Source organism: Streptomyces sp. NPDC005070, from assembly GCF_053600395.1.
Map to the genome: position 1 here is coordinate 13,924 of NZ_JBSFZS010000011.1, position 19,571 is coordinate 33,494.

Sequence of the window (19,571 nt, forward strand, 5' to 3'; positions counted from 1 at the left end):
CGAACCGCCCCTGCCCGAACGAGCCCTGCCCGAACGAGCCCTGCTCGAACCGCCGGTACCCGAACCGTCGTTCCCCTTCCGCCAGTTCATCGTGAAGATGCACGGCCGCTGCAACCTCGCCTGCCGCTACTGCTACCTCTACGAGGGCCCTGACCGCGGTTGGCGCACCCGCCCCGGCGCCGCCCCGCCCGGCGTCCTGGAGCGGACCGCGCGGAGGATCGGCGAACACGCCGCCGCCCACGGCCTGAAGGATCTGTCCCTGGTCCTGCACGGCGGCGAACCCCTGCTGGCCGGCGTGGACACCCTCACCCGGTTCACCGGCCTCGTCCGCGACCGGGTCCCGGACGACTGCACCGTGCACGCCACCGTCCAGACCAACGCCACCCTGCTCACCGAACGGCGGCTCGCCGTCCTGGCCCGGCACTCCGTCCGGGTCGGCATCAGCCTGGACGGCGGCCTGCCCGAGCACAACACGCTGCGCACCGACCACGCCGGCCGCCCGTCCTGGCCCGCCGCCGCGCGCGGCGCCCGGCTGATCGCCGAACGCCACCCGGAGGCGTACGCCGGGATCCTCACCGTCGTCGACCCCACGACGGACCCGGTCGAGCTGTACGAGTCCCTGCTCGCGCTCCGGCCACCGGCCCTCGACCTGCTGCTCCCGCACGGCAACTGGTCCGCGCCCCCGCCGCACCGGCAGGGACCGGGAACCCCCTACGGCGACTGGCTGTGCGCCGTCTTCGACCGCTGGTGGCGAGCCGGGCGGCGCGAGACACGCGTGCGGCTCTTCGAGGAGTGCCTCGCGCTGCTCCTCGGGCTGCCCGCCGCCACCGAGTCCCTCGGCCTCGCGCCCTTCGACGCCCTCGTCGTGGAGACGGACGGCTCCATCGAGCAGGTCGACTCCCTCAAGTCCTGCTACGAGGGGGCCGCCAGGACCGGCCTCGACGTCTTCCGGCACCGTTTCGACCAGGCTCTGCGCCACCCCGGAGTCGCGGCCCGGCAGGCGGGCGCCGCCTCGCTGGCCGCGCGCTGCCGGGCCTGCCCGCTGCTCCACGTCTGCGGCGGCGGACACTACGCGCATCGATACCGGGCCGGACACGGATTCGCCAACCCCTCCGTGTACTGCGCCGACCTCCAGCGCTTCATCCACCACGTCGCTCGCCGGCTGGCCGGGGCCACCGCCCCCGCCGCTTCCGAAGGAGGCGTCCCGTGATCCTGCCGGCGGTCCCGGAACGGGCCCTGACCGAACTCGGCCGCACCGAAGGCGGCCCCGAGACCCTCCGGCTCCTCGTCCGCGACCAGCACACCCGACGGCTGCTCCTGCTCCGTGCGGTCCTCGACGCGGCCGAGTCGGCCGGCCCGGACGTCTGCCCCGCCGCCGCCCTGACCCGGCTGCGCGAGGACTGGGCCCTGCTGGAGGAGGCCGAACGACGGGAGCCGTCCGCCCACCGCCGAGGACGGACCCACGGGGACGGTCCGGGGGCGCGGCGGCCGGGTGGCCGGGTACCCGCGCTGCGGGACGGTTCCGCGCGGAGACCCGTCCGGCCAGGTGCGGCCTCGCCGGTGTCCGAGGGGCCGGCCGGTTCCGCCGCGGAGTTCGCGGGAGCGGGCGACTCCGCGCCGGGGACCGGCCGGTCCGGTGGTTCCGGGCCGGTGTCCGAGGGGGACGCGGCGTCCGGGACCGGCCCTCCGGCGTCCCCCGTCCGGGCCCTCCTCCTTCACCCGTTCATCGGCCCCTGGGCACGGGACACCCTGCGCGCGCTCGGGTCCGGAACGGGCCCGAGCACCGACCGTGACACCCGTGAACCAGCCCGGGCGCTCGCCCACTTCGGGTCCCTCGCCGCCGTGGCCGCCGCCCGTGCCGGGGTGTCCTACGCGGTGCGGCTGACCGCCCACGACGGCGTGCTGGCGCTGCCCTCGCTCGGCGCGCTGCGGACGGGCGGTTCCGGTTCCGGGGACACGGAGGTGGGTGTCGTGCACCGGCGGGGACGGCTGACCCTCCGGTGGCCCGGCGAGGCGGACGTGGTCGTTCGCCTGCAGAGCGGTGCCGGCGCCTGGTCGGAGGCCGCGGCCTGGACGCCGGCGTACGCGCTGCCCGGTCTGGTGCCGGGCTCCGCCGCCGTACCGCTGGACGACCTCGACCCGTACCGGACCGCACGCGGCGGACCCCGCCCGGACACGCTGAGCGGCCCGGCCGTCCTCGACGACGCCGACCGCAAGCACTGGCTGCACACATGGTCGGGCACCGCGGCGGCGCTCGGTCTCGGCGGCGAACGGCGGCTCGCGGAAGCGGTGACGCTGTTGCGCTGTCTGGTCCCTCTGGCCGCCCCGCCCGGCTCGGTACCGGGCGGCGGCGGAAGCTGCAGCGGCACTCGGCGCGAGGCCTTCGGCGCGGTCCTCAGCAGCGCGCCGGCGACGGCGACCGCCTTCGCGGCCACCCTCGTCCACGAGATCCAGCACGCCAAACTCGCCGCGCTCAGTGACATGGTGACGCTCCATCACGCAGGCTCGGAAGCGCGCCACTTCGCGCCCTGGCGCCCCGATCCCCGCCCGTACGACGGCCTGTTGCAGGGCGCCTACTCCCACCTCGCGCTCGCCGACTTCTTCCAGCGCAGCGCGCTCGCCGCCTCGCTTCCCACCCACCGCGACGCCGCCTGGGCGCAGCACGCGCGCTGTCAGGCACAGGTCGGGGCGGTCCTGCCGGCGCTCGTCGGATCGGGTGATCTCACCGTGCGGGGACGCCGGTTCGTCGACCGCATGGTCGAGGTGTACGAACAGCTCGCCGAACAGCCGCCGCCGCGCGGACACGCGGCGCGCGCGACGGCGTACGTACAGGCCGCCCGGTCGCTGTGGAACCGGCGCCACGCACCGGGCGAATGAGGCCCGCACCCCAAGGGGGGGCGCGGCGGAAGCCGATCGAGTCGCGTCGCCCCCTCGGTACGCGCCCCGCGCGCCGGTCGAACCGGCCACGACCCGTCACGATTAAGCCATCCTCGCCGAAAGAAGTGGGTTCCCGGACGCGGGGCGGACCGTGCGCCAAGATCGGCGCTGAACACCTTGGAAAAGGAACCGTGGAGCAAGCGACTGGTGTGCGTCGGCGCCCTATCGCCGACCCTCGCGGCGGTTCTAAAATCACGCGCGGGGAGGCCGCTGCATGTCTGGAGCTCGTACACCGGTCGGGCCAGCCGAGAGGGGGTCCGCGAAGCAGACCGTCACCATCAGCTTCGCCGGTTTCAACCGGGCCTGGGCGGCCTGGATCGGGGACCGTCTGGAGCGGCGTGGACATCGAGTGGTGTACCAGCGCTGGGACTCCCCGGCCGAGGTGCCCCTCGTCGACCTGCTGCGCGACCTGACCCTGGCCAAGGGCCGCATCTTGATCGTCGTCAGCGAGTGGTACTTCCAGCTCGGCCCGCGCACCCACGAGGAGTGGAACGCCGCGCTGCGCGAGGTCGTCGCGCCCGACCCGTCCCGCTTCGCGGCCGTCTCCGTCACCAACAGCACCCTGCCGACGGCCACCACCGTGCTCGGCGCGGTCGACCTGAACAACATGGGCTCCGACGAAGCCGAGCGCCGCGTTCTCGAACGCCTCGACCTGCCCTCGGAACCGCTGCCCGAGTCCGTCGAAGGAGCCCGGCGCGGTCCCCGCTTCCCGGCCGCCATGCCCGAGGTCTGGGGCGGAGTGCCGCGCCGCAACACCCGCTTCACGGGCCGCGAGCCGCTCCTGAACGACGCCTACCACCTCCTCCAGGGCGCCGAGGCGGGCGCGGGCGTGGTCACGCTGCACGGCATGTCCGGCGTCGGCAAGACGCAGCTCGCCGCCGAGTACGTCTACCGCTTCGGCTCCGAGTACGACGTGGTGTGGTGGGTCAACGCCGAGAAACGGGTCACCTACCGGCGCCGACTGGCCGAGCTGGCACCGCAGTTGGGCCTCAGCACCGGCGCCGAGTACGGCGAACGGCTGCGTGCCGTACGCGACTCGCTGCGCCGGGGCGCCCCGTACTCGCGCTGGCTGCTGATCCTGGACGGCGCGGACGAGCCCGACCAGATCTACGACCTCGTCCCCACCGGGCCCGGCCACGTCCTGATCACCTCGCGCAACCCCGAGTGGAGCGAGCACAACAGCAAGCTGCTGGAGGTGCCGGTCTACGCCCGCGACGAGTCCGTCGCCTTCATCCGCCGCCGCGCGCCCCGCCTGACCGAACCCGAGGCGGACCAACTCGCCGAAGCCCTGGAGGACTTGCCCCTCCTGCTGGACCAGACGGCCGGCTGGCTCAACGACTCGGACCTGTCCGTCCAGGAGTACATCGCCCTCCTGGACGGCGGCATCGACCAGGACGTCGTCAAGATCTCCGCCGACTTCCCGGTCGCCTTCCAGACCGCCTGGTCGATACTGCTGAACAAACTCCGCGACACCGTCCCCGAGTCCGTCGACCTGCTCCGCCTGTGCACCTTCTTCGCGCCGGGCTTCATCCCCGTACGCCTGCTGAAGGAGATGCCGCACGACCAACTGCCGGAACAGATCGCGGGTCTGCTCAACGATCCGCTGCTGTGGAACAAGGCCATCAATCAGCTTCGCCAGTACTCCGTCGTCCGCCTGGAGTCCCACGAGGCGGCCGGCGACGAGGCGGCCTCCTCCGGCGAGTCCCTGTACCTGCACCGCATGGTCCACCAGATCGTCCACAAGGACATGCCCGACGAGGACCGCCGCGAGTTCATCGACGTCGTCCGGCGCGCCCTGGCCGCGGCGGACCCGCGTCGGCCTACGGACACCCGGCTGTGGAGCGGCTACGCGGAGATCGTGCCCCACCTCAAGTACGCGGACGTCCTGCAGAGCAAGGACCCGGCGGTGCAGGGGCTGGTCTTCAACTGCCTTCGCTACATGTACCTCTCGGGCGAGTACGTGGCCGGCATCAAACTCGGCGAACGCGCCATGGAGGCCTGGCGGATCCTGCTCGGCGAGAACCACCCACGCGTCTGGGAGCTGACGCACCACTACGCCAACCTGCTGCGCGTGGTCGGCGACTACCAACGCACCGAGGCCATCGAACGCGCCGCCGTCGAGCACCTGCGCGAGGAGCGCGGCTCCCAGGACCTGGAACATCTCCGCGCCGCCACCGGCCTCGCCGCCGACCTGCGCGGTCTCGCCCGCTACGACGAGGCACTGGAGATCTCCCAGTGGATCTTCGCGGCCTACCGGGACCTCCTGGGCGACGCCGACTCCCGCACCCTGGGCGCCCAGAACAACCTGGCGGTGTCCCTGCGCCTGCTCGGCCGTTTCGAAGAGGCCCTGGACATCGACCGGCGCACCATGGAGTCGCGCAGACAACTGCTGCGCGGCCGGCACCTGTGGACCCTCTCCTCCCAGATCCACTACGCGACCGACCTGCGCTACCTCGGGCGCTACTCCGAGGCGGAATCCGTCCAGACGGAGAGCGTGCGCGAACACCGCATCGTCATGGGGGCCGACAACCCGCAGACCCTGGACGCCGAACACAACCTGGCCCTGTGCCAGTACCGCAGCGGCGACCGCCCGGCCGCGGGGGCCCTGTTCGCCCGCGTACTGGAGCGCTGTGAACGCGTGCTGGGCGAGACCCATCCGCAGACCCTGCGGTTCGCCGCCAACACGAGCTGCTTCGTGCGCGAGCACGGCGACATCGACCAGGCGCGGGAGATCGGCGAGTCCGTCATCGCCCGCTACGAGATGATGCTCCAGGAAGGGCACCCCTACAACGCAGGCGTCCGCGCCAACCACGCCCTCGTCCTGCGGAGCGTCGGCGAACGCGATCACGCCCATGTCGTCATCGAAGAGGCGTTGGCCGACATGACCGTGGCGGTCGGCGAGAACCACCCCTGGACGTTCGGCTGCGCCATCAACGCCGCCGCCCTGCGCAACCTCATCGGCGACCCGGAGTCGGCCGCGGCGCTCACCCAGGACACGGTGACCCGCGCCACCGAGGTCCTCGGCCGCACCCACCCGCTGACCCTCTCGGCCCGCATCGCCCTCGCGGCGGATCTGCGCGGCCTGCGGGACCGCCAGCAGGCGGAGAAGGTCGAACAGGCGGCTCTCGACGACCTGGCCGCCACCCTGGGCGCCCAGCACGTCCACACCATCTCCGCCCGCTCCCGCAACCGGCCCTTCTGGGACTTCGAACCGCAGGAGACGTGACGTAGGAGAACGGGGGACCGGAACACCGAAAGGGCCCGGCCCCGAGTTCGGACGAACTCGGGGCCGGGCCCTTTCGTGCTGCCGTGCCGGAGGCCTACGCCTCGAACACCTCACGCACAAGCTGCTCCTGCTCCGCCTGGTGCCGCTTCGCGGAACCGACGGCGGGGGAGGAGGAGTGCGGACGCGAGATGCGGCGCAGGCGCTCGGCGCCCGGGACGTCCGCGCCGACCGCCAGGTCCAGGTGGTCGATCAGGTTGAGCGCGATGAACGGCCAGGCACCCTGGTTCGCCGGCTCCTCCTGGGCCCACAGGTACTTCTCGGCGTTCGGGTACTTGGCGATCTCCGCCTGGAGCTCGGCACCCGGCAGCGGGTACAGGCGCTCGATACGGATGATCGCCGTGTCCGTGGAGCCGCGCTTCGTCCGCTCGGCCTCCAGGTCGTAGTACAGCTTGCCGGCGCAGAACACGACCTTGCGCACGGCGGAGGCCTCGACCGAGTCGTCGCCGATGACCGGGCGGAACTGGCCCGTCGTGAACTCCTCCGCCTTCGACGCGGCGGCCTTGAGGCGCAGCATCGACTTCGGGGTGAAGACCACCAGCGGCTTGTGGTGCGGGTTGTGCACCTGCCACCGCAGGAGGTGGAAGTAGTTCGCCGGGGACGTCGGCTGGGCGACCGTCATGTTGTTCTGGGCGCAGAGCTGGAGGAAGCGCTCGATCCGGGCCGAGGAGTGGTCCGGGCCCTGGCCCTCGTAGCCGTGCGGGAGCAGCAGGGTGACGCCGGACGTCTGGCCCCACTTCTGCTCGGCGGCCGAGATGTACTCGTCGACGACCGTCTGGGCGCCGTTGACGAAGTCGCCGAACTGCGCCTCCCACATCACCAGCGCGTCCGGGCGGGCCAGCGAGTAGCCGTACTCGAAGCCCATGACCGCGTACTCGGAGAGCAGCGAGTCGTAGACGTTCAGGCGGGCCTGGTCCTCCGAGAGGTACTGGAGCGGGGTGTAGTCCTCGCCCGTGACCCGGTCGATCAGCACCGCGTGACGCGTACCGAACGTGCCGCGGCGCGAGTCCTGGCCGGACAGCCGGACCGGCGTGCCCTCCAGGAGCAGCGAACCGATGGCGAGGGTCTCGCCCATGCCCCAGTCGATCGTGCCGTCCTCGATCATCGCCGCGCGGCGCTGGAGCTGCGGGAGCAGCCGCGGGTGCACGGTGACGTTGTCGGGGATGTTGACCTGGGACTCGGCGATCCGCTTCACGATCTCCTGGGAGACCGCGGTGGCCACGGCGACCGGGAACTCGGCCTGCACGTCCGGGACGTGAGCCTCGGGTGCCTGCGCGACGGCCTCGCGGACCTCGGTGAAGACCTTCTCGAGCTGGCCCTGGAAGTCCTGGAGCGCCTGCTCGGCCTCTTCGAGGGTGATGTCGCCGCGACCGATCAGGGACTCGGTGTAGAGCTTGCGCACCGAGCGCTTCTTGTCGATCAGGTCGTACATCAGCGGCTGCGTGAACGCCGGGTTGTCGGACTCGTTGTGGCCGCGGCGGCGGTAGCAGATGAGGTCGATCACGACGTCCTTGTTGAACGCCTGACGGAACTCGAAGGCCAGACGCGCGACACGGACGACGGCCTCGGGGTCGTCACCGTTCACGTGGAAGATCGGCGCCTCGATCATGCGGGCCACGTCGGTGGCGTACATGGACGAGCGCGACGACTCCGGGGCGGCCGTGAAGCCGACCTGGTTGTTGATGACGATGTGGACCGTGCCGCCCGTGCGGTAGCCGCGGAGCTGCGACATGTTGAGCGTCTCGGCGACCACACCCTGGCCGGCGAAGGCCGCGTCACCGTGCAGGGCGACGGGCAGGACGGTGAAGTCCGTGCCGCCCTTGTTGATGATGTCCTGGCGGGCGCGGACGATGCCCTCGATGATCGGGTCGACCGTCTCCAGGTGGGAGGGGTTCGCCGCCAGCGAGACCTTGATCTGCTCGCCGTCCAGGCCGGTGAAGGTGCCCTGGGCGCCCAGGTGGTACTTCACGTCGCCGGAGCCGTGCATCGACTTCGGGTCGAGGTTGCCCTCGAACTCGCGGAAGATCTGCGCGTACGACTTGCCGACGATGTTCGCGAGGACGTTCAGGCGGCCGCGGTGGGCCATGCCGATGACGACCTCGTCCAGGCGGGACTCCGCGGCGCTGTCGATGACGGCGTCGAGGAGCGGGATGACGGACTCGCCGCCCTCCAGGGAGAAGCGCTTCTGGCCGACGTACTTCGTCTGCAGGAAGGTCTCGAAGGCCTCGGCGGAGTTCAGCCGGCGCAGGATGCGGAGCTGCTCCTCGCGCTCGGGCTTGGAGTGCGGGCGCTCGATGCGGTCCTGGATCCACTTGCGCTGCTTCGGGTCCTGGATGTGCATGAACTCGATGCCGGTGGTGCGGCAGTACGAGTCGCGCAGCACGCCGAGGATGTCGCGCAGCTTCATGAGGGACTTGCCGGAGAAGCCGCCGACGGCGAACTCGCGCTCCAGGTCCCACAGGGTGAGCCCGTGCTCGGTGATGTCCAGGTCGGGGTGCTTGCGCTGCTTGTACTCCAGCGGGTCGGTGTCGGCCATGACGTGGCCGCGGACCCGGTAGGAGTGGATCAGCTCGAAGACGCGGGCGGCCTTGGTGACGTCGTCGTCGTGGCTGGCGTCGATGTCCTTGAGCCAGCGGACCGGCTCGTAGGGGATCCGCAGCGACTCGAAGATCTCGTCGTAGAAGCCGGTCTCGCCGAGCAGGTAGTTCGCGACGACGCGCAGGAACTCGCCGGAGGCGGCGCCCTGGATGACCCGGTGGTCGTAGGTCGACGTGAGCGTCATGACCTTCGCGATGCCGAGCTTGTTCAGGGTGTCCTGGGAGGTGCCCTGGAACTCCGCCGGGTAGTCCATCGAGCCGACGCCCATGATGACCGACTGTCCGGGCATCAGACGCGGGACCGAGTGGACGGTGCCGAGGCCGCCGGGGTTGGTCAGCGAGACCGTGACTCCGGTGAAGTCGTCCATCGTCAGCTTGCCGTCACGGGCGCGGCGGACGATGTCCTCGTAGGCCTGCCAGAACTCGAAGAAGTTCAGCGTCTCGGCCTTCTTGATGCCCGCGACGACGAGCTGGCGGTCGCCGTTGGGCTTCACCAGGTCGATGGCGAGGCCGAAGTTGACGTGCGCGGGCTTGACGAGGGTGGGCTTCCCGTCCTTCTCCGCGAAGTGCCAGTTCATCGACGGCATGGCCTTGATGGCCTGCACCATCGCGTACCCGATGAGGTGGGTGAAGGAGATCTTCCCGCCCCGGGCGCGCTTCAGGTGGTTGTTGATGACGATGCGGTTGTCGAAGAGCAGCTTCACCGGGACCGCGCGCACGGACGTGGCCGTGGGCACCTCCAGCGAGGCGTTCATGTTCTTCGCGACGGCACCGGCGGGACCGCGGAGGGTCACGTACTCGGGGCCCTCGGGCGCCTCGGCGGCCGGAGCGGCCTTCGGCTTCGCGGCGGCCGGAGCGGCAGCGGCGGGAGCCGGCGCGGCGGCAGCGGGCTTCGGAGCCGCGGGAGCGGCGGCCGGAGCGGGCGCAGGCGCGGCCGGGGCCTGGGGAGGAGCCTGGCGCGCCGCGGGCGGCACGGGAGCCGCCGGCGCGGCCGTGGTGGTGGTCCCTGCGGCCCCCGCGGCCGCAGTACCCGCCGTAGCCGAGGCGGCGGGCGCCCCGGGCTTGTAATCGGCGAAGAAGTCCCACCAGGCTCGGTCTACCGAATTCGGGTCCTGGAGGTACTGCTGATAGATCTCGTCGACGAGCCACTCGTTGGCACCGAAGGCGGCCGCGGGGTTCTTCCCGGCGGCTTGGTCATCGGTCGAGATACTCGAGTTACTGGGGGACTGTGGCGACACGGCGCTAACCGCCCTCTTCCGCTTCGCAAGGTGATGGACAGCGGGAATAAAGGCTACGCCTCCCTGGCCGAGAAGGTCAGGCCGGGCCCGTCCAACGTCGCGTAAGTCACATCGGAATCCGTGTTTCGCCCATGGAAATGGCGGGAAACAAGCGAGGTTCCGCTTCGGAATGGGTACGTCGACCACGGGTCGCGGCATGCTTCACGCGGCCCTGTGCCTGATCACACGTGTACGCACCCGGCGACAGCAGTGGATCTTGCGACTCCGGTTCGAACTTTACGTCAACTTGGCAGGGAAGGGAGGCCCGGAAGGATGACCTGGATCCGGCAGCCCCGCTGAGATTCGGCCACACCTATGCGTCCGCCGTGCAGATCCACCGCCCAGCGGGCGATCGCGAGCCCCAGTCCCGTACCGCCGTCGCTGCCCGGACCGTGCGGCGCGGGTACCCCGCCGCGGTTGAACCGCTCGAAGACGCGGTGCCACTCCGACTTCGGGATGCCGGGCCCCTCGTCCAGGACCTCCAGGGCCAGCGACTCGGGATGGTCGCCCCGCCGGGCCCGTACCGTCACCCGGCCGTGCGGCGGGCTGTGCTTGACCGCGTTGTCGATGAGATTCGCCACGACCTGGTGGATCCGCTCCGGGTCCGCGTGCGCGGTCAGCTCCGGCGGGGACACGTCGAGGTGCAGATGGACGTCCGTGCGGGTGTGGCCGCCGCCGGAGCCCGAGGCGAGGTCCGCGCGCGCGGAGGCGACCATGTTGGCCTCCTTCAGCACCCCGGACAGATACGGCCACACCTCGAAGCGCCGCCTGCGCAGCGGTACGACGCCGTTGTCCAGCCGCGACAGGTCGAGAAGGGTCTCCACCAGCCGGCCGAGGCGCTCCGTCTGCTTCAGCGCGGTGCGCATCGTCTCGGGATCGGCCTCCGAGACACCGTCCACGACGTTCTCCAGGACGGCGCGCAATGCCGCGATGGGGGTACGCAGCTCGTGCGAGACGTTCGCCACGAGCTCCTTGCGCTGACGGTCCTGGGCCTCCAGCTCGTCGGCCATGAGGTTGATCGTCTGGGCAAGGTCGCCCAGCTCGTCCCGCCGGTCGTCCCGCACCCGGCGGGTGTAGTCCCCGTGCCAGATCGACCGGGCCACCGCGTTCATCTCGTCCAGCGGCGCGGTGAGCGAGTGCGCCACGAACTGGGTGATCAGCAGCGTGGCGATCATCGAGAAGACCGTGATGAAGCGGAGCTCCGTCTTCGTGTGCACCGCGATCATCGACAGACCGGTGGTGATGAGCACGGAGATGACGACGAGCGCGCCCAGCTTGGTCTTGATCGAGAAGGGCCGCACCTCGCCCCAGCCCGAGCTCCTGCGCTCCGCGGACGCGCGCTCGCCGAGCCCGCGCCCCCGCTCTCCAAGTCCGCTCATCACATCAGCCCCTCACGCGGGACCCGCTCCCACGGGTCCCGACGGTCCTCCGGAGGCCCCGCTCAGGGAGTCGGGGTCTCCAGTGCGTAGCCGACGCCGTGCACCGTACGGATCCGCTCGGCACCGATCTTGCGGCGCAGCGCCTTGATGTGACTGTCGACGGTCCGGGTACCGGAGGCGTCCGCCCAGTCCCACACCTCGGCGAGCAACTGCTCGCGCGAGAGTACGGCACGCGGGGTGTTCGCGAGACAGACCAGCAGGTCGAACTCGGTCGGAGTGAGGTGTACGTCCTCGCTGCGCACCCGCACCCGGCGCTGCGCGTGGTCGATCTCCAGCTCGCCGAGCCGCAGGATGCCGCTGCGCGGGGTGGAGGCCGCGACGACCGCGCGCTCGACCCTGCGGAGCAGGACGTGCACCCGCGCGGCCAGCTCGCGCATCGAGAACGGCTTGGTCATGTAGTCGTCGGCGCCGACCCCGAGCCCGACCAGCATGTCGGTCTCGTCGTCGCGCGCGGTGAGCATCAGCACCGGCACCGGGCGGGCGGCCTGCACGCGCCGGCAGACCTCCAGACCGTCGAAGCCGGGCAGCATGATGTCGAGGATCAGCAGATCGGGCTGCCATGCCTCGGCGGTGTCGACGGCGGCAGGGCCGTCACCCGCGGTTTGCACGAGGAATCCCTCGGCTCGCAGACGGGCCGCGATGGCGTCGACGATCGTGGGGTCGTCCTCGACGACCAAAACCCGGCGCTGAGCGCCCGGAGTCGCCGCCGTGCCGTTCTGGGAGGTGTGTGTCTGCTCCATCGCCCGCCCCTGAAGTGTGCTTTCCGGAATCCGTGGGGTGATCCCATGACTGCGCTTGACGCTTGAATGATCCGCGTCAGGCAAGCAGGGTACGGGCAGTGGGTGCGGCTCGGCTATCCAGGCCTCACCGCGAGATGCACCACGTCGGGAACGCCCCGGGCAACGGGGACCACTTCGGTACGGACCCGTCGGAATCCGGCATTCCGCAAGGTTCCTTCAAATTCCGGAGAGGGCTGCGCCGACCACACCGCGAGGACGCCCCCCGGCCTCAACGCCCTTGCGCAGCTTGCCAGTCCGGACGCCCCGTACAGTCCCGCGTTGCCGTCGGTGACCGTCCAGTCCGGTCCGTTGTCGATGTCGAGGCACAGGGCGTCGAACGTGTCGGAGATCTCATTGACGTAGTCGACGAGGTCTCTCTCGACGATGTCGGTACGCGGGTCGGCGAGCGCCCGGGCCGAGAGCGCGGCGAGGGGACCGTCCCGGTGCCAGTCGATGATCGCCCGCTCGCGCTCGACAACGGTGATGCGCCCCCAGCGGTCACCGGCCGCGGCGTGCGCCAGCGAGAACCCGACGCCGAGGCCGCCGATCAGCACGCTCGGCTCCGGGCGCCCGTCCAGGGCGTCGTACGCCGCGTCCATGAGAAGCCGCTCGGAACGCCCGTCGGAGGTGTCCATGAGGAAGCATCCGTTGGCGATGATCTGCAGAAGGCCGCCGTGGCGCCGCAGCACGACCTCGCCGTACGGGCCCTGTCGGCGGTCGAGGACTTCGGGAGTCTCGTACGAGGCGGTCATGGCCGCCATCCTGGCATTTTCACCTGTACGGGTCGCGGGAATTGCGGGGGAGCGGCTCCCCCCGTCCCCGGGGTGACGGCGGGCCGCACGAGATTGACGCGACCCCCGGTCGGCGGCTGCCGCGGGCCTCGCCCGAGACTCCGGCCCCGGCCGCGCGCACCCTTTCTTGAGGAGTTGCTGCGAATCGCCCGTCTTGCTTCCGTGTCCGCCGGGCCGGAGCACGGCGCTTCTCCTTTGAATCCCCTCCCCGCTGTGCCCCGGCAGCGCGCGTCCTGCTCCGGCCGCGCCGGTCGGCGTCGCGACCTGGCCCGCGATGCGGCGACGGCGCCGGTATGGCCGCACAGCCGGCGTAGGCAGCGCAGACCGCACGGGTCGCATGGCCCGTGCGGCTATACCGGCCCTGAGGCGCGGGCTCCCCGACGAGCCCGCGCCTCAGGGCCGGGCCACGCCTCAGGGCCGGGCCACGCCTCAGGGCCGGGCCACGCCTCAGGGCCGGGCCACGCTTCGACCGGGCCACGCTCCGGTCGGCTCACGGGCCTCTTCCTCGCCCCGGCGCACTGGAGCGGACAGGAAGCGACCCGTTGAGCCATCGGAGGGAGGGCCGAGGGAGGGCCGGCTAACGGATGGGCGCCCCGTTCTGGGCGTCGGACGCGGACTGCCATGCCTGCATGCCCGCCAGGGAGGCCTCCTTGGCCTGCCGCCACTTGATGGCCGCCACCTGCGACGGAGGCACATCCATGGCGCGGATCAGGCGCCGGCCCGCGGTGAACACGGCGGCGGCCGCGATGACCATGCCGGTGCACGCGACCAGGGCACCGGCCGCGGTCAGCACGGCACCGGTCGTGACGAGCCGGGTGTCGATCTCGAGCTTGTTCTGGGCGAGGTGATGGTTCATGACTCCACGATCCGAGCCGGACGGCCACCCCGCATCCCGGGCGGTGTTCGCGACGGCCACGAGGCCCGGACAGCGGCCCGAGGATCAGCGGCCCGGAGCCGATCGCTCACAGCGAACGCCCCCCGGGGAACATTGCGAGCCCGCCGTGCATTGAGCCGACATAGCTCAACTTGACTGCCGAAGGGGAGATCATGGCTTCGACGTCCGCATCACTCACCCTGCCCGTGCTGCCGCTCGATGACGAGGTCGTGCTGCCCGGAATGGTGGTGCCGCTGGATCTGAACGACACCGACGTGCGTGCCGCGGTGGAGGCCGCTCAGGCCGCTGCCCGTTCAACGCCCGGAAAGCCTCAGGTACTCCTGGTGCCACGCATCGACGGGACCTACGCGAGCACCGGCGTGCTCGGCACGGTCGAGCAGGTCGGCCGGCTGGCCGACGGTGACCCGGGCGCGCTGATCCGAGGGCGCGGGCGCGTGAGGGTGGGCGCGGGGACCACCGGTCCCGGTGCCGCACTGTGGGTCGAGGGCACCCGGGTCGAGGAGACCGTGCCCGACCCGCTGCCCGGCCGGGTCACCGACCTGGTGAAGGAATACAAGGCCCTGGCGACGAGCTGGCTGCGCAAGCGCGCCGCCTGGCAGGTCGTGGACAGGGTGCAGCAGATCGACGACGTTTCCGCCCTTGCCGACAATTCCGGTTACTCACCGTTCCTCACCGTGGAGCAGAAGGTCGAACTGCTGGAGACCGCCGACCCGGTGGCCCGGCTCAAGCTCGCCACCGAACACCTCCGCGAGCACCTCGCCGAGCAGGATGTCGCCGAGTCCATCGCCAAGGACGTCCAGGAGGGCGTCGACAAGCAGCAGCGCGAGTTCCTGCTGCGCCGCCAGCTCGAAGCCGTACGCAAGGAGCTGCGCGACCTCAAGGGAGAGGACGGCGAGGACGAGTCCGACGACTACCGCGCCCGTGTCGAGGCCGCCGACCTTCCCGAGAGCGTCCGCGAGGCCGCCCTCAAGGAGGTCGAGAAGCTGGAGCGCTCCAGTGACCAGTCGCCCGAGGGAAGCTGGATCCGGACCTGGCTCGACACCGTCCTGGAACTGCCGTGGAACGAACGGACCGCGGACGCGTACGACATCAGGGGCGCCCAGGCCGTGCTCGACGCCGAGCACGCCGGTCTGGAGGACGTGAAGGAGCGCATCACCGAGTACCTGGCGGTGCGCAAGCGGCGTTCCGAGCGCGGTCTCGGAGTCGTCGGCGGCCGGCGTGGCGGCGCCGTGCTCGCGCTCGTCGGCCCGCCCGGCGTCGGCAAGACCTCGCTCGGTGAGTCCGTCGCGCACGCCATGGGCCGCAAGTTCGTCCGCGTCGCCCTCGGCGGCGTCCGGGACGAGGCCGAGATCCGCGGCCACCGCCGTACGTACGTGGGCGCGCTGCCCGGCCGGATCGTCCGCGCGATCAAGGAAGCCGGGTCGATGAACCCGGTGGTCCTGCTCGACGAGATCGACAAGGTCGGCTCCGACTTCCGGGGCGACCCGGCGGCGGCGCTGCTCGAAGTCCTCGACCCGGCGCAGAACCACACCTTCCGCGACCACTACCTGGAGGTCGAACTCGACCTCTCCGACGTCGTGTTCCTGGCCACGGCCAACGTCCTGGAGGCCATCCCGGAGGCCCTGCTCGACCGTATGGAGCTGGTCCGCCTGGACGGCTACACCGAGGACGAGAAGGTCGTCATCGCCCGGGACCACCTGCTGCCGCGTCAGCTCGAGCGGGCGGGCCTGGAGAAGGACGAGGTCGTCCTCGACGAGAGCGCGCTGCGCAGGCTCGCTGGGGAGTACACCCGGGAAGCGGGCGTACGGAACCTGGAGCGGGGCATCGCCCGGCTGCTGCGCAAGGTCGCGGCCCAGCACGAACTGGGGCGCAGGGAGCTGCCGTTCACGGTGACCGACGCCGATCTGCGCGAGCTCATCGGGCGCCCGCACCACGTGCCCGAGTCGGCGCAGGACCCGGCCGAGCGCCGTACGGCGGTGCCCGGTGTCGCCACCGGCCTGGCGGTCACCGGCGCGGGCGGTGACGTCCTCTACGTGGAGGCGTCGCTGGCCGACCCGGAGACGGGCGCGGCCGGTCTGACCCTCACGGGCCAGCTCGGCGACGTGATGAAGGAGTCGGCGCAGATCGCGCTCTCCTTCCTGCGCTCGCACGGCGCGGAGCTCGAACTCCCCGTCGGCGACCTGAAGGACCGCGGCGCGCACATCCACTTCCCGGCGGGCGCGGTCCCGAAGGACGGTCCGAGCGCGGGTGTCACCATGACGACCGCCCTGGCGTCGCTGCTGTCGGGCCGGCTGGTCCGCACGGACGTCGCCATGACCGGTGAGGTCTCGCTGACCGGGAGGGTCCTGCCGATCGGCGGGGTGAAGCAGAAGCTGCTCGCCGCGCACCGGGCGGGTGTCACGACCGTGATCATCCCCAAGCGCAACGAGGCCGATCTGGACGACGTCCCGGCCGAGGTCCTGGAGAAGCTCGACGTCCACACCGTCACGGACGTCCGCCAGGTCCTGGAGCTGGCACTGGCGCCGGCGACGAACGGTGCCGTGTCGGAGGTTCCGGTAGCGGCGTGACGGACGCTGCCGGAAGGGAAGGCCCGGGTCCCGTGAGGGAGGCCCGGGCCTTCGCCGTGCCATGCGCCGAGCGCCATGCGCCGAGCGCCTTCTCCGTACGGCGGCGCCTCCGCCGGGCGTGCCGCCGTACGGGGAAGGCGCGCCTCAGCCGTTGGCCAGTGCCTGCACCCGGTCGAGCGCCCCGTTGAACTTGTCGTGGTCCCCGACCGTCGGTCCCGACGACGTGTACTGCCACATCGTGTAGTAGTCCCAGCCCGCCGGGAGCGTTCCCGGATCGGAGGCGTACCGCGCGATCCAGAGAGGACTGGCGGAGGCGAAGCCGCCGTAGTTGCCGGTGCACTGCGTCCACCAGCTCGCGGCCGTGTAGATCACCGCGTCACGGCCGGTCCTGGCCCTGTACTGGGTGAGGAAGCTGCTGATCCAGCTCACCATCGCGCTCTGGGTCTTGCCGTAGCAGGCGGCCCCGTACGGGTTCCACTCGATGTCGAGCGTGCCGGGCAGTGTCCTGCCGTCGCCCGACCAGCCGCCGCCGTGGTCGACGAAGTAGTTGGCCTGGGTGGCGCCTGTCGTGGTGTCCGGGGTCGCGAAGTGGTACGACCCGCGGATCATGCCGATGGTGTAGGCGCCGTTGTACTGCTGGGCGAAGTACGGGTTCGTGTAGTACGTCCCCTCGCTGGCCTTGGTGTAGGCCCACCTGACCCCGCTGTTCCACAGCGTCGACCAGGCGACGTTGCCCTGGTACCCGGCGACGTCGACCCCTTCCGTCTGGGTGGCGTCACCGGTGGTCGGCGTGCCGCCCTGACCGTCGTGGGCGACGACTCCCATGCCCATCCGGGCGGTGCCCCGGGCGGGGATGTCGGCGGCGGAGGAGGGGAGGGTGGAGAGGAGGGAGAAGGCGGCGAGCAGGGTTCCGGCCGCGAGCACGCGCAGGCGGCGGGCCGTTCCGGATCTGTGCACGGACATGTGCGTGCCTCCGAAGGGCGAGGGAGCTCCGGAGCCCGGGGGGAGCTCGGCGGAGCTCGGTGGGGGGAAAGCGCGGGCATGCGTGCCCCGGGGGGATCAGGTCGTCCTTGACCTGGGAGTGGCGTGCGCATGCCAGTAAATGTGTCTGATAAAGAAGCTACGCACGTAGACGACGGCGTGGGAAGAGGGGCCGGAGGCTGCCGTTGGTCTACGCCTGCGAAATACTGGCGGAGCTGCGGCAACGGTGAGTTCTGGCAGAAACTTTCAGGATCGGGAAACCGGGTCAGGGGTGCTGACGTGCACGAGGGCGGGAACGACGGCGGACGTCCGGTCGAATCCGGCGTGTCGGGAAATGGTGTGGACCGGCCCGAGGTGCCCGGAGTCGGGGACCGCGAGTTCCTGTCCCTGGAGCGCGAGTTGACCGTGTTCCTGCGCCGCGCCCGGGCCAACCAGGGGGAGATGGCCCGCGAGGTGCATCCGGACCTGGAGTCCGCCGCGTACGGACTCCTCGTCCGTCTGGAGGAGTGCGGCCGCCAGCGTGCCACGGAACTCGCCGCCTACATCGGCGTCGGCAAGGCCACGATGTCCCGGCAGCTCCGCGCCCTGGAGGAGCTGGGCCTGGTCGCGCGCGAACCCGACCCCGGCGACGGCCGCGCCTGGCTCGTCCACCTCACCGACGAGGGCCGCGGCCGTGTCTCCAGTGTCCGCGAGGCCCGCCGGGCCCGCTATGTCCGTCAACTCGCCCACTGGGACCAGGACGAGGTGGCGGAACTCGCCCGGCTGCTGAACCAGCTCAACCGCGGCATGGAGAAGTAGCCCCCGCCCGCCCGGCTGCCGCAGATCTTCCCTTCCCCTCTCCTTTCCCTCCGCAGCTCGACTCCCCTTCCCCCCCCGCAGCTCGACTCGCCATCCCCGGGCTGCTCACCACCCCCTGGCTGCGCGCACCCTTCGGCTGCTCACAACCCCTCAGGGCCCCTGGCCACCCCGTTCGGCCCCTCTCCCAGCTCCACGAACACCACCGTCGCGTCGTCGTGCGCCTTGCCGCGCCGCGATCCCGGCCGCTCCGCCGCGTCCGCGCGCTCCAGACGCCGTACGCGCTCGACGAGCGAGGCGGAGCCCTCCTCGCGCACCAGCGCGAACAGCTCGGACCAGTCACCCGCGTCGAACCTCTCCACCCAGCGGGTCGCGCCGTCCGTGAGAGCCGTCAGGGCGCGGACCGAGGACCGGGGAAGCGTGCCCGTCACCGCGCGCGAGGCCACCGAGGGGTCCGCGGCCGCCGTGAAGAACCCGCCCTCCTTGTTGCGGACGGTGGAGTCGGCGACGGCGTCCGAGACGAGGGACGCCCGGGGGAGCCGGGAGAGGCGGTCATCCAGGAGGACGGTGACCTCGCCGGCGGGGGATTCCACCAGCAGCGCCGAGTCCGAGAGGATCAGGTACTCCACCTGCGACGCGGACCACCGGGTGAGGACCACGGTTGCCTGAGGCGTGCGCGGGTGAGAAAGGTCACAGGAGTCGGCGTGCGCGTCGGCGACGCGGCGAATCGCCCGGGACAGGACCTCCGCCAGGGGCAAATCCCCTTGCGAAACGGACAGTTCGGTCAGTGCTCCGCCGAGCCGTGCGCAGAACCAGGGGACCGAATGCAGACAGCCGTCGTCACCCCGGGGCGGTGTCACCCCGTCGAGCACGACCAGTGAACCGCCTTGTCCTGGGGCGGGAAGCCCGACCGATGCGAAGTCCTCATTGGGGCGGTCCGGGTCACCGGGCTCCGACACGAGTTCAGTGCGCATTCCGCCAGTCTGCACGAGCCCTTCACAAGGGCTCCGAAAGAACGCCGGGGAACGCCCGACGTGCGGTTCAGCCGTGCGGGCGCCGGGTTTGGCCTGGAATGATCGACTCCGGCAAGACGTGGCGGCGAATACTGCCAAAGCCCGTCCCCGACGTCCAACCGGCCCGCCGTGCGGGCCGGTCGCGAGCACCGGGGAGACTTGCCCGCCAACTCCCCTCCGATGTTCACTCCTTCGGGTGGCGGGTCAGATGATGCGG

At 71.3% G+C, this 19,571-nt stretch carries 12 protein-coding genes; 5 read left to right on the forward strand and 7 right to left on the reverse strand.

The genetic code is table 11. From position 1 onward, the window contains the following. Window positions 1–97 precede the first annotated feature (97 nt). The 3 genes from ACWEBX_RS06065 (at window position 98) to fxsT (ending at window position 6,163) form a co-directional block, all read left to right on the forward strand. Window positions 98–1,210, forward strand: a complete 1,113-nt coding sequence (locus tag ACWEBX_RS06065) for an FxsB family cyclophane-forming radical SAM/SPASM peptide maturase (protein WP_451883761.1) — start codon at window positions 98–100, stop codon at window positions 1,208–1,210. Continuing rightward, window positions 1,207–2,877 carry an aKG-HExxH-type peptide beta-hydroxylase gene (locus ACWEBX_RS06070; protein ID WP_451883705.1) on the forward strand — a complete coding sequence of 557 codons (1,671 nt, stop codon included), beginning with the start codon at window positions 1,207–1,209 and terminating at the stop codon, window positions 2,875–2,877. Before ACWEBX_RS06065 ends, ACWEBX_RS06070 begins: the two co-directional genes overlap by 4 nt. 274 nt (window positions 2,878–3,151) lie before the next feature. Next, window positions 3,152–6,163 carry an FxSxx-COOH system tetratricopeptide repeat protein gene (gene fxsT / locus ACWEBX_RS06075; protein WP_451883706.1) on the forward strand — a complete coding sequence of 1,004 codons (3,012 nt, stop codon included), beginning with the start codon at window positions 3,152–3,154 and terminating at the stop codon, window positions 6,161–6,163. Window positions 6,164–6,257: 94 nt separating this feature from the next. Here fxsT and ACWEBX_RS06080 read toward each other — a convergent pair whose 3' ends face one another. The 5 genes from ACWEBX_RS06080 to ACWEBX_RS06100 all read right to left on the reverse strand — a co-directional run bounded on the left by ACWEBX_RS06080 (window position 6,258) and on the right by ACWEBX_RS06100 (window position 13,959). Further along, window positions 6,258–10,055, reverse strand: coding sequence for a multifunctional oxoglutarate decarboxylase/oxoglutarate dehydrogenase thiamine pyrophosphate-binding subunit/dihydrolipoyllysine-residue succinyltransferase subunit (locus ACWEBX_RS06080; RefSeq protein ID WP_451883707.1), 3,798 nt, complete (start codon window positions 10,053–10,055; stop codon window positions 6,258–6,260). Between the two features lie 281 nt (window positions 10,056–10,336). Continuing rightward, window positions 10,337–11,473 (reverse strand): HAMP domain-containing sensor histidine kinase, encoded by a 1,137-nt coding sequence (locus ACWEBX_RS06085; RefSeq protein ID WP_451883708.1) that lies wholly within the window; start codon window positions 11,471–11,473, stop codon window positions 10,337–10,339. 62 nt (window positions 11,474–11,535) lie between these two features. Then, window positions 11,536–12,273: a response regulator transcription factor gene (locus tag ACWEBX_RS06090; RefSeq protein WP_037620929.1), complete on the reverse strand. Its 738-nt coding sequence runs from the start codon at window positions 12,271–12,273 to the stop codon at window positions 11,536–11,538. 113 nt (window positions 12,274–12,386) lie between these two features. After that, window positions 12,387–13,064 (reverse strand): spermine/spermidine synthase domain-containing protein, encoded by a 678-nt coding sequence (locus tag ACWEBX_RS06095; protein ID WP_451883762.1) that lies wholly within the window; start codon window positions 13,062–13,064, stop codon window positions 12,387–12,389. 616 nt (window positions 13,065–13,680) lie between these two features. Then, window positions 13,681–13,959: a hypothetical protein gene (locus ACWEBX_RS06100; RefSeq protein ID WP_451883709.1), complete on the reverse strand. Its 279-nt coding sequence runs from the start codon at window positions 13,957–13,959 to the stop codon at window positions 13,681–13,683. Window positions 13,960–14,150: 191 nt separating this feature from the next. On the opposite strand from ACWEBX_RS06100, the gene lon reads away from it, so the two are divergent. After that, complete coding sequence (gene lon / locus ACWEBX_RS06105; RefSeq protein WP_451883710.1) at window positions 14,151–16,565, forward strand: endopeptidase La; 2,415 nt, start codon at window positions 14,151–14,153, stop codon at window positions 16,563–16,565. Window positions 16,566–16,709: 144 nt separating this feature from the next. Here lon and ACWEBX_RS06110 read toward each other — a convergent pair whose 3' ends face one another. Beyond that, window positions 16,710–17,528 carry a lysozyme gene (locus tag ACWEBX_RS06110; RefSeq protein WP_451883711.1) on the reverse strand — a complete coding sequence of 273 codons (819 nt, stop codon included), beginning with the start codon at window positions 17,526–17,528 and terminating at the stop codon, window positions 16,710–16,712. 297 nt (window positions 17,529–17,825) lie between these two features. Between ACWEBX_RS06110 and ACWEBX_RS06115 the strand changes: the two genes are divergently transcribed. Beyond that, entirely contained in the window at window positions 17,826–18,344 is a 519-nt protein-coding gene (locus tag ACWEBX_RS06115; protein WP_451883712.1) for a MarR family winged helix-turn-helix transcriptional regulator, read from the forward strand. Between the two features lie 140 nt (window positions 18,345–18,484). Here ACWEBX_RS06115 and ACWEBX_RS06120 read toward each other — a convergent pair whose 3' ends face one another. Beyond that, complete coding sequence (locus ACWEBX_RS06120) at window positions 18,485–19,315, reverse strand: protein phosphatase 2C domain-containing protein (protein ID WP_451883713.1); 831 nt, start codon at window positions 19,313–19,315, stop codon at window positions 18,485–18,487. Window positions 19,316–19,571: the final 256 nt, after the last annotated feature.

Bases quoted from the DNA above. Each gene is read 5' to 3' on its own strand.
- ACWEBX_RS06095 (WP_451883762.1), bottom strand. From the start codon at position 13,064: ATGACCGCCTCGTACGAGACTCCCGAAGTCCTCGACCGCCGACAGGGC.
- ACWEBX_RS06120 (WP_451883713.1), bottom strand. From the start codon at position 19,315: ATGCGCACTGAACTCGTGTCGGAGCCCGGTGACCCGGACCGCCCCAAT.
- lon (WP_451883710.1), top strand. From the start codon at position 14,151: ATGGCTTCGACGTCCGCATCACTCACCCTGCCCGTGCTGCCGCTCGAT.
- ACWEBX_RS06085 (WP_451883708.1), bottom strand. From the start codon at position 11,473: ATGAGCGGACTTGGAGAGCGGGGGCGCGGGCTCGGCGAGCGCGCGTCC.
- ACWEBX_RS06065 (WP_451883761.1), top strand. From the start codon at position 98: ATGCACGGCCGCTGCAACCTCGCCTGCCGCTACTGCTACCTCTACGAG.
- ACWEBX_RS06100 (WP_451883709.1), bottom strand. From the start codon at position 13,959: ATGAACCATCACCTCGCCCAGAACAAGCTCGAGATCGACACCCGGCTC.
- fxsT (WP_451883706.1), top strand. From the start codon at position 3,152: ATGTCTGGAGCTCGTACACCGGTCGGGCCAGCCGAGAGGGGGTCCGCG.
- ACWEBX_RS06090 (WP_037620929.1), bottom strand. From the start codon at position 12,273: ATGGAGCAGACACACACCTCCCAGAACGGCACGGCGGCGACTCCGGGC.
- ACWEBX_RS06110 (WP_451883711.1), bottom strand. From the start codon at position 17,528: ATGTCCGTGCACAGATCCGGAACGGCCCGCCGCCTGCGCGTGCTCGCG.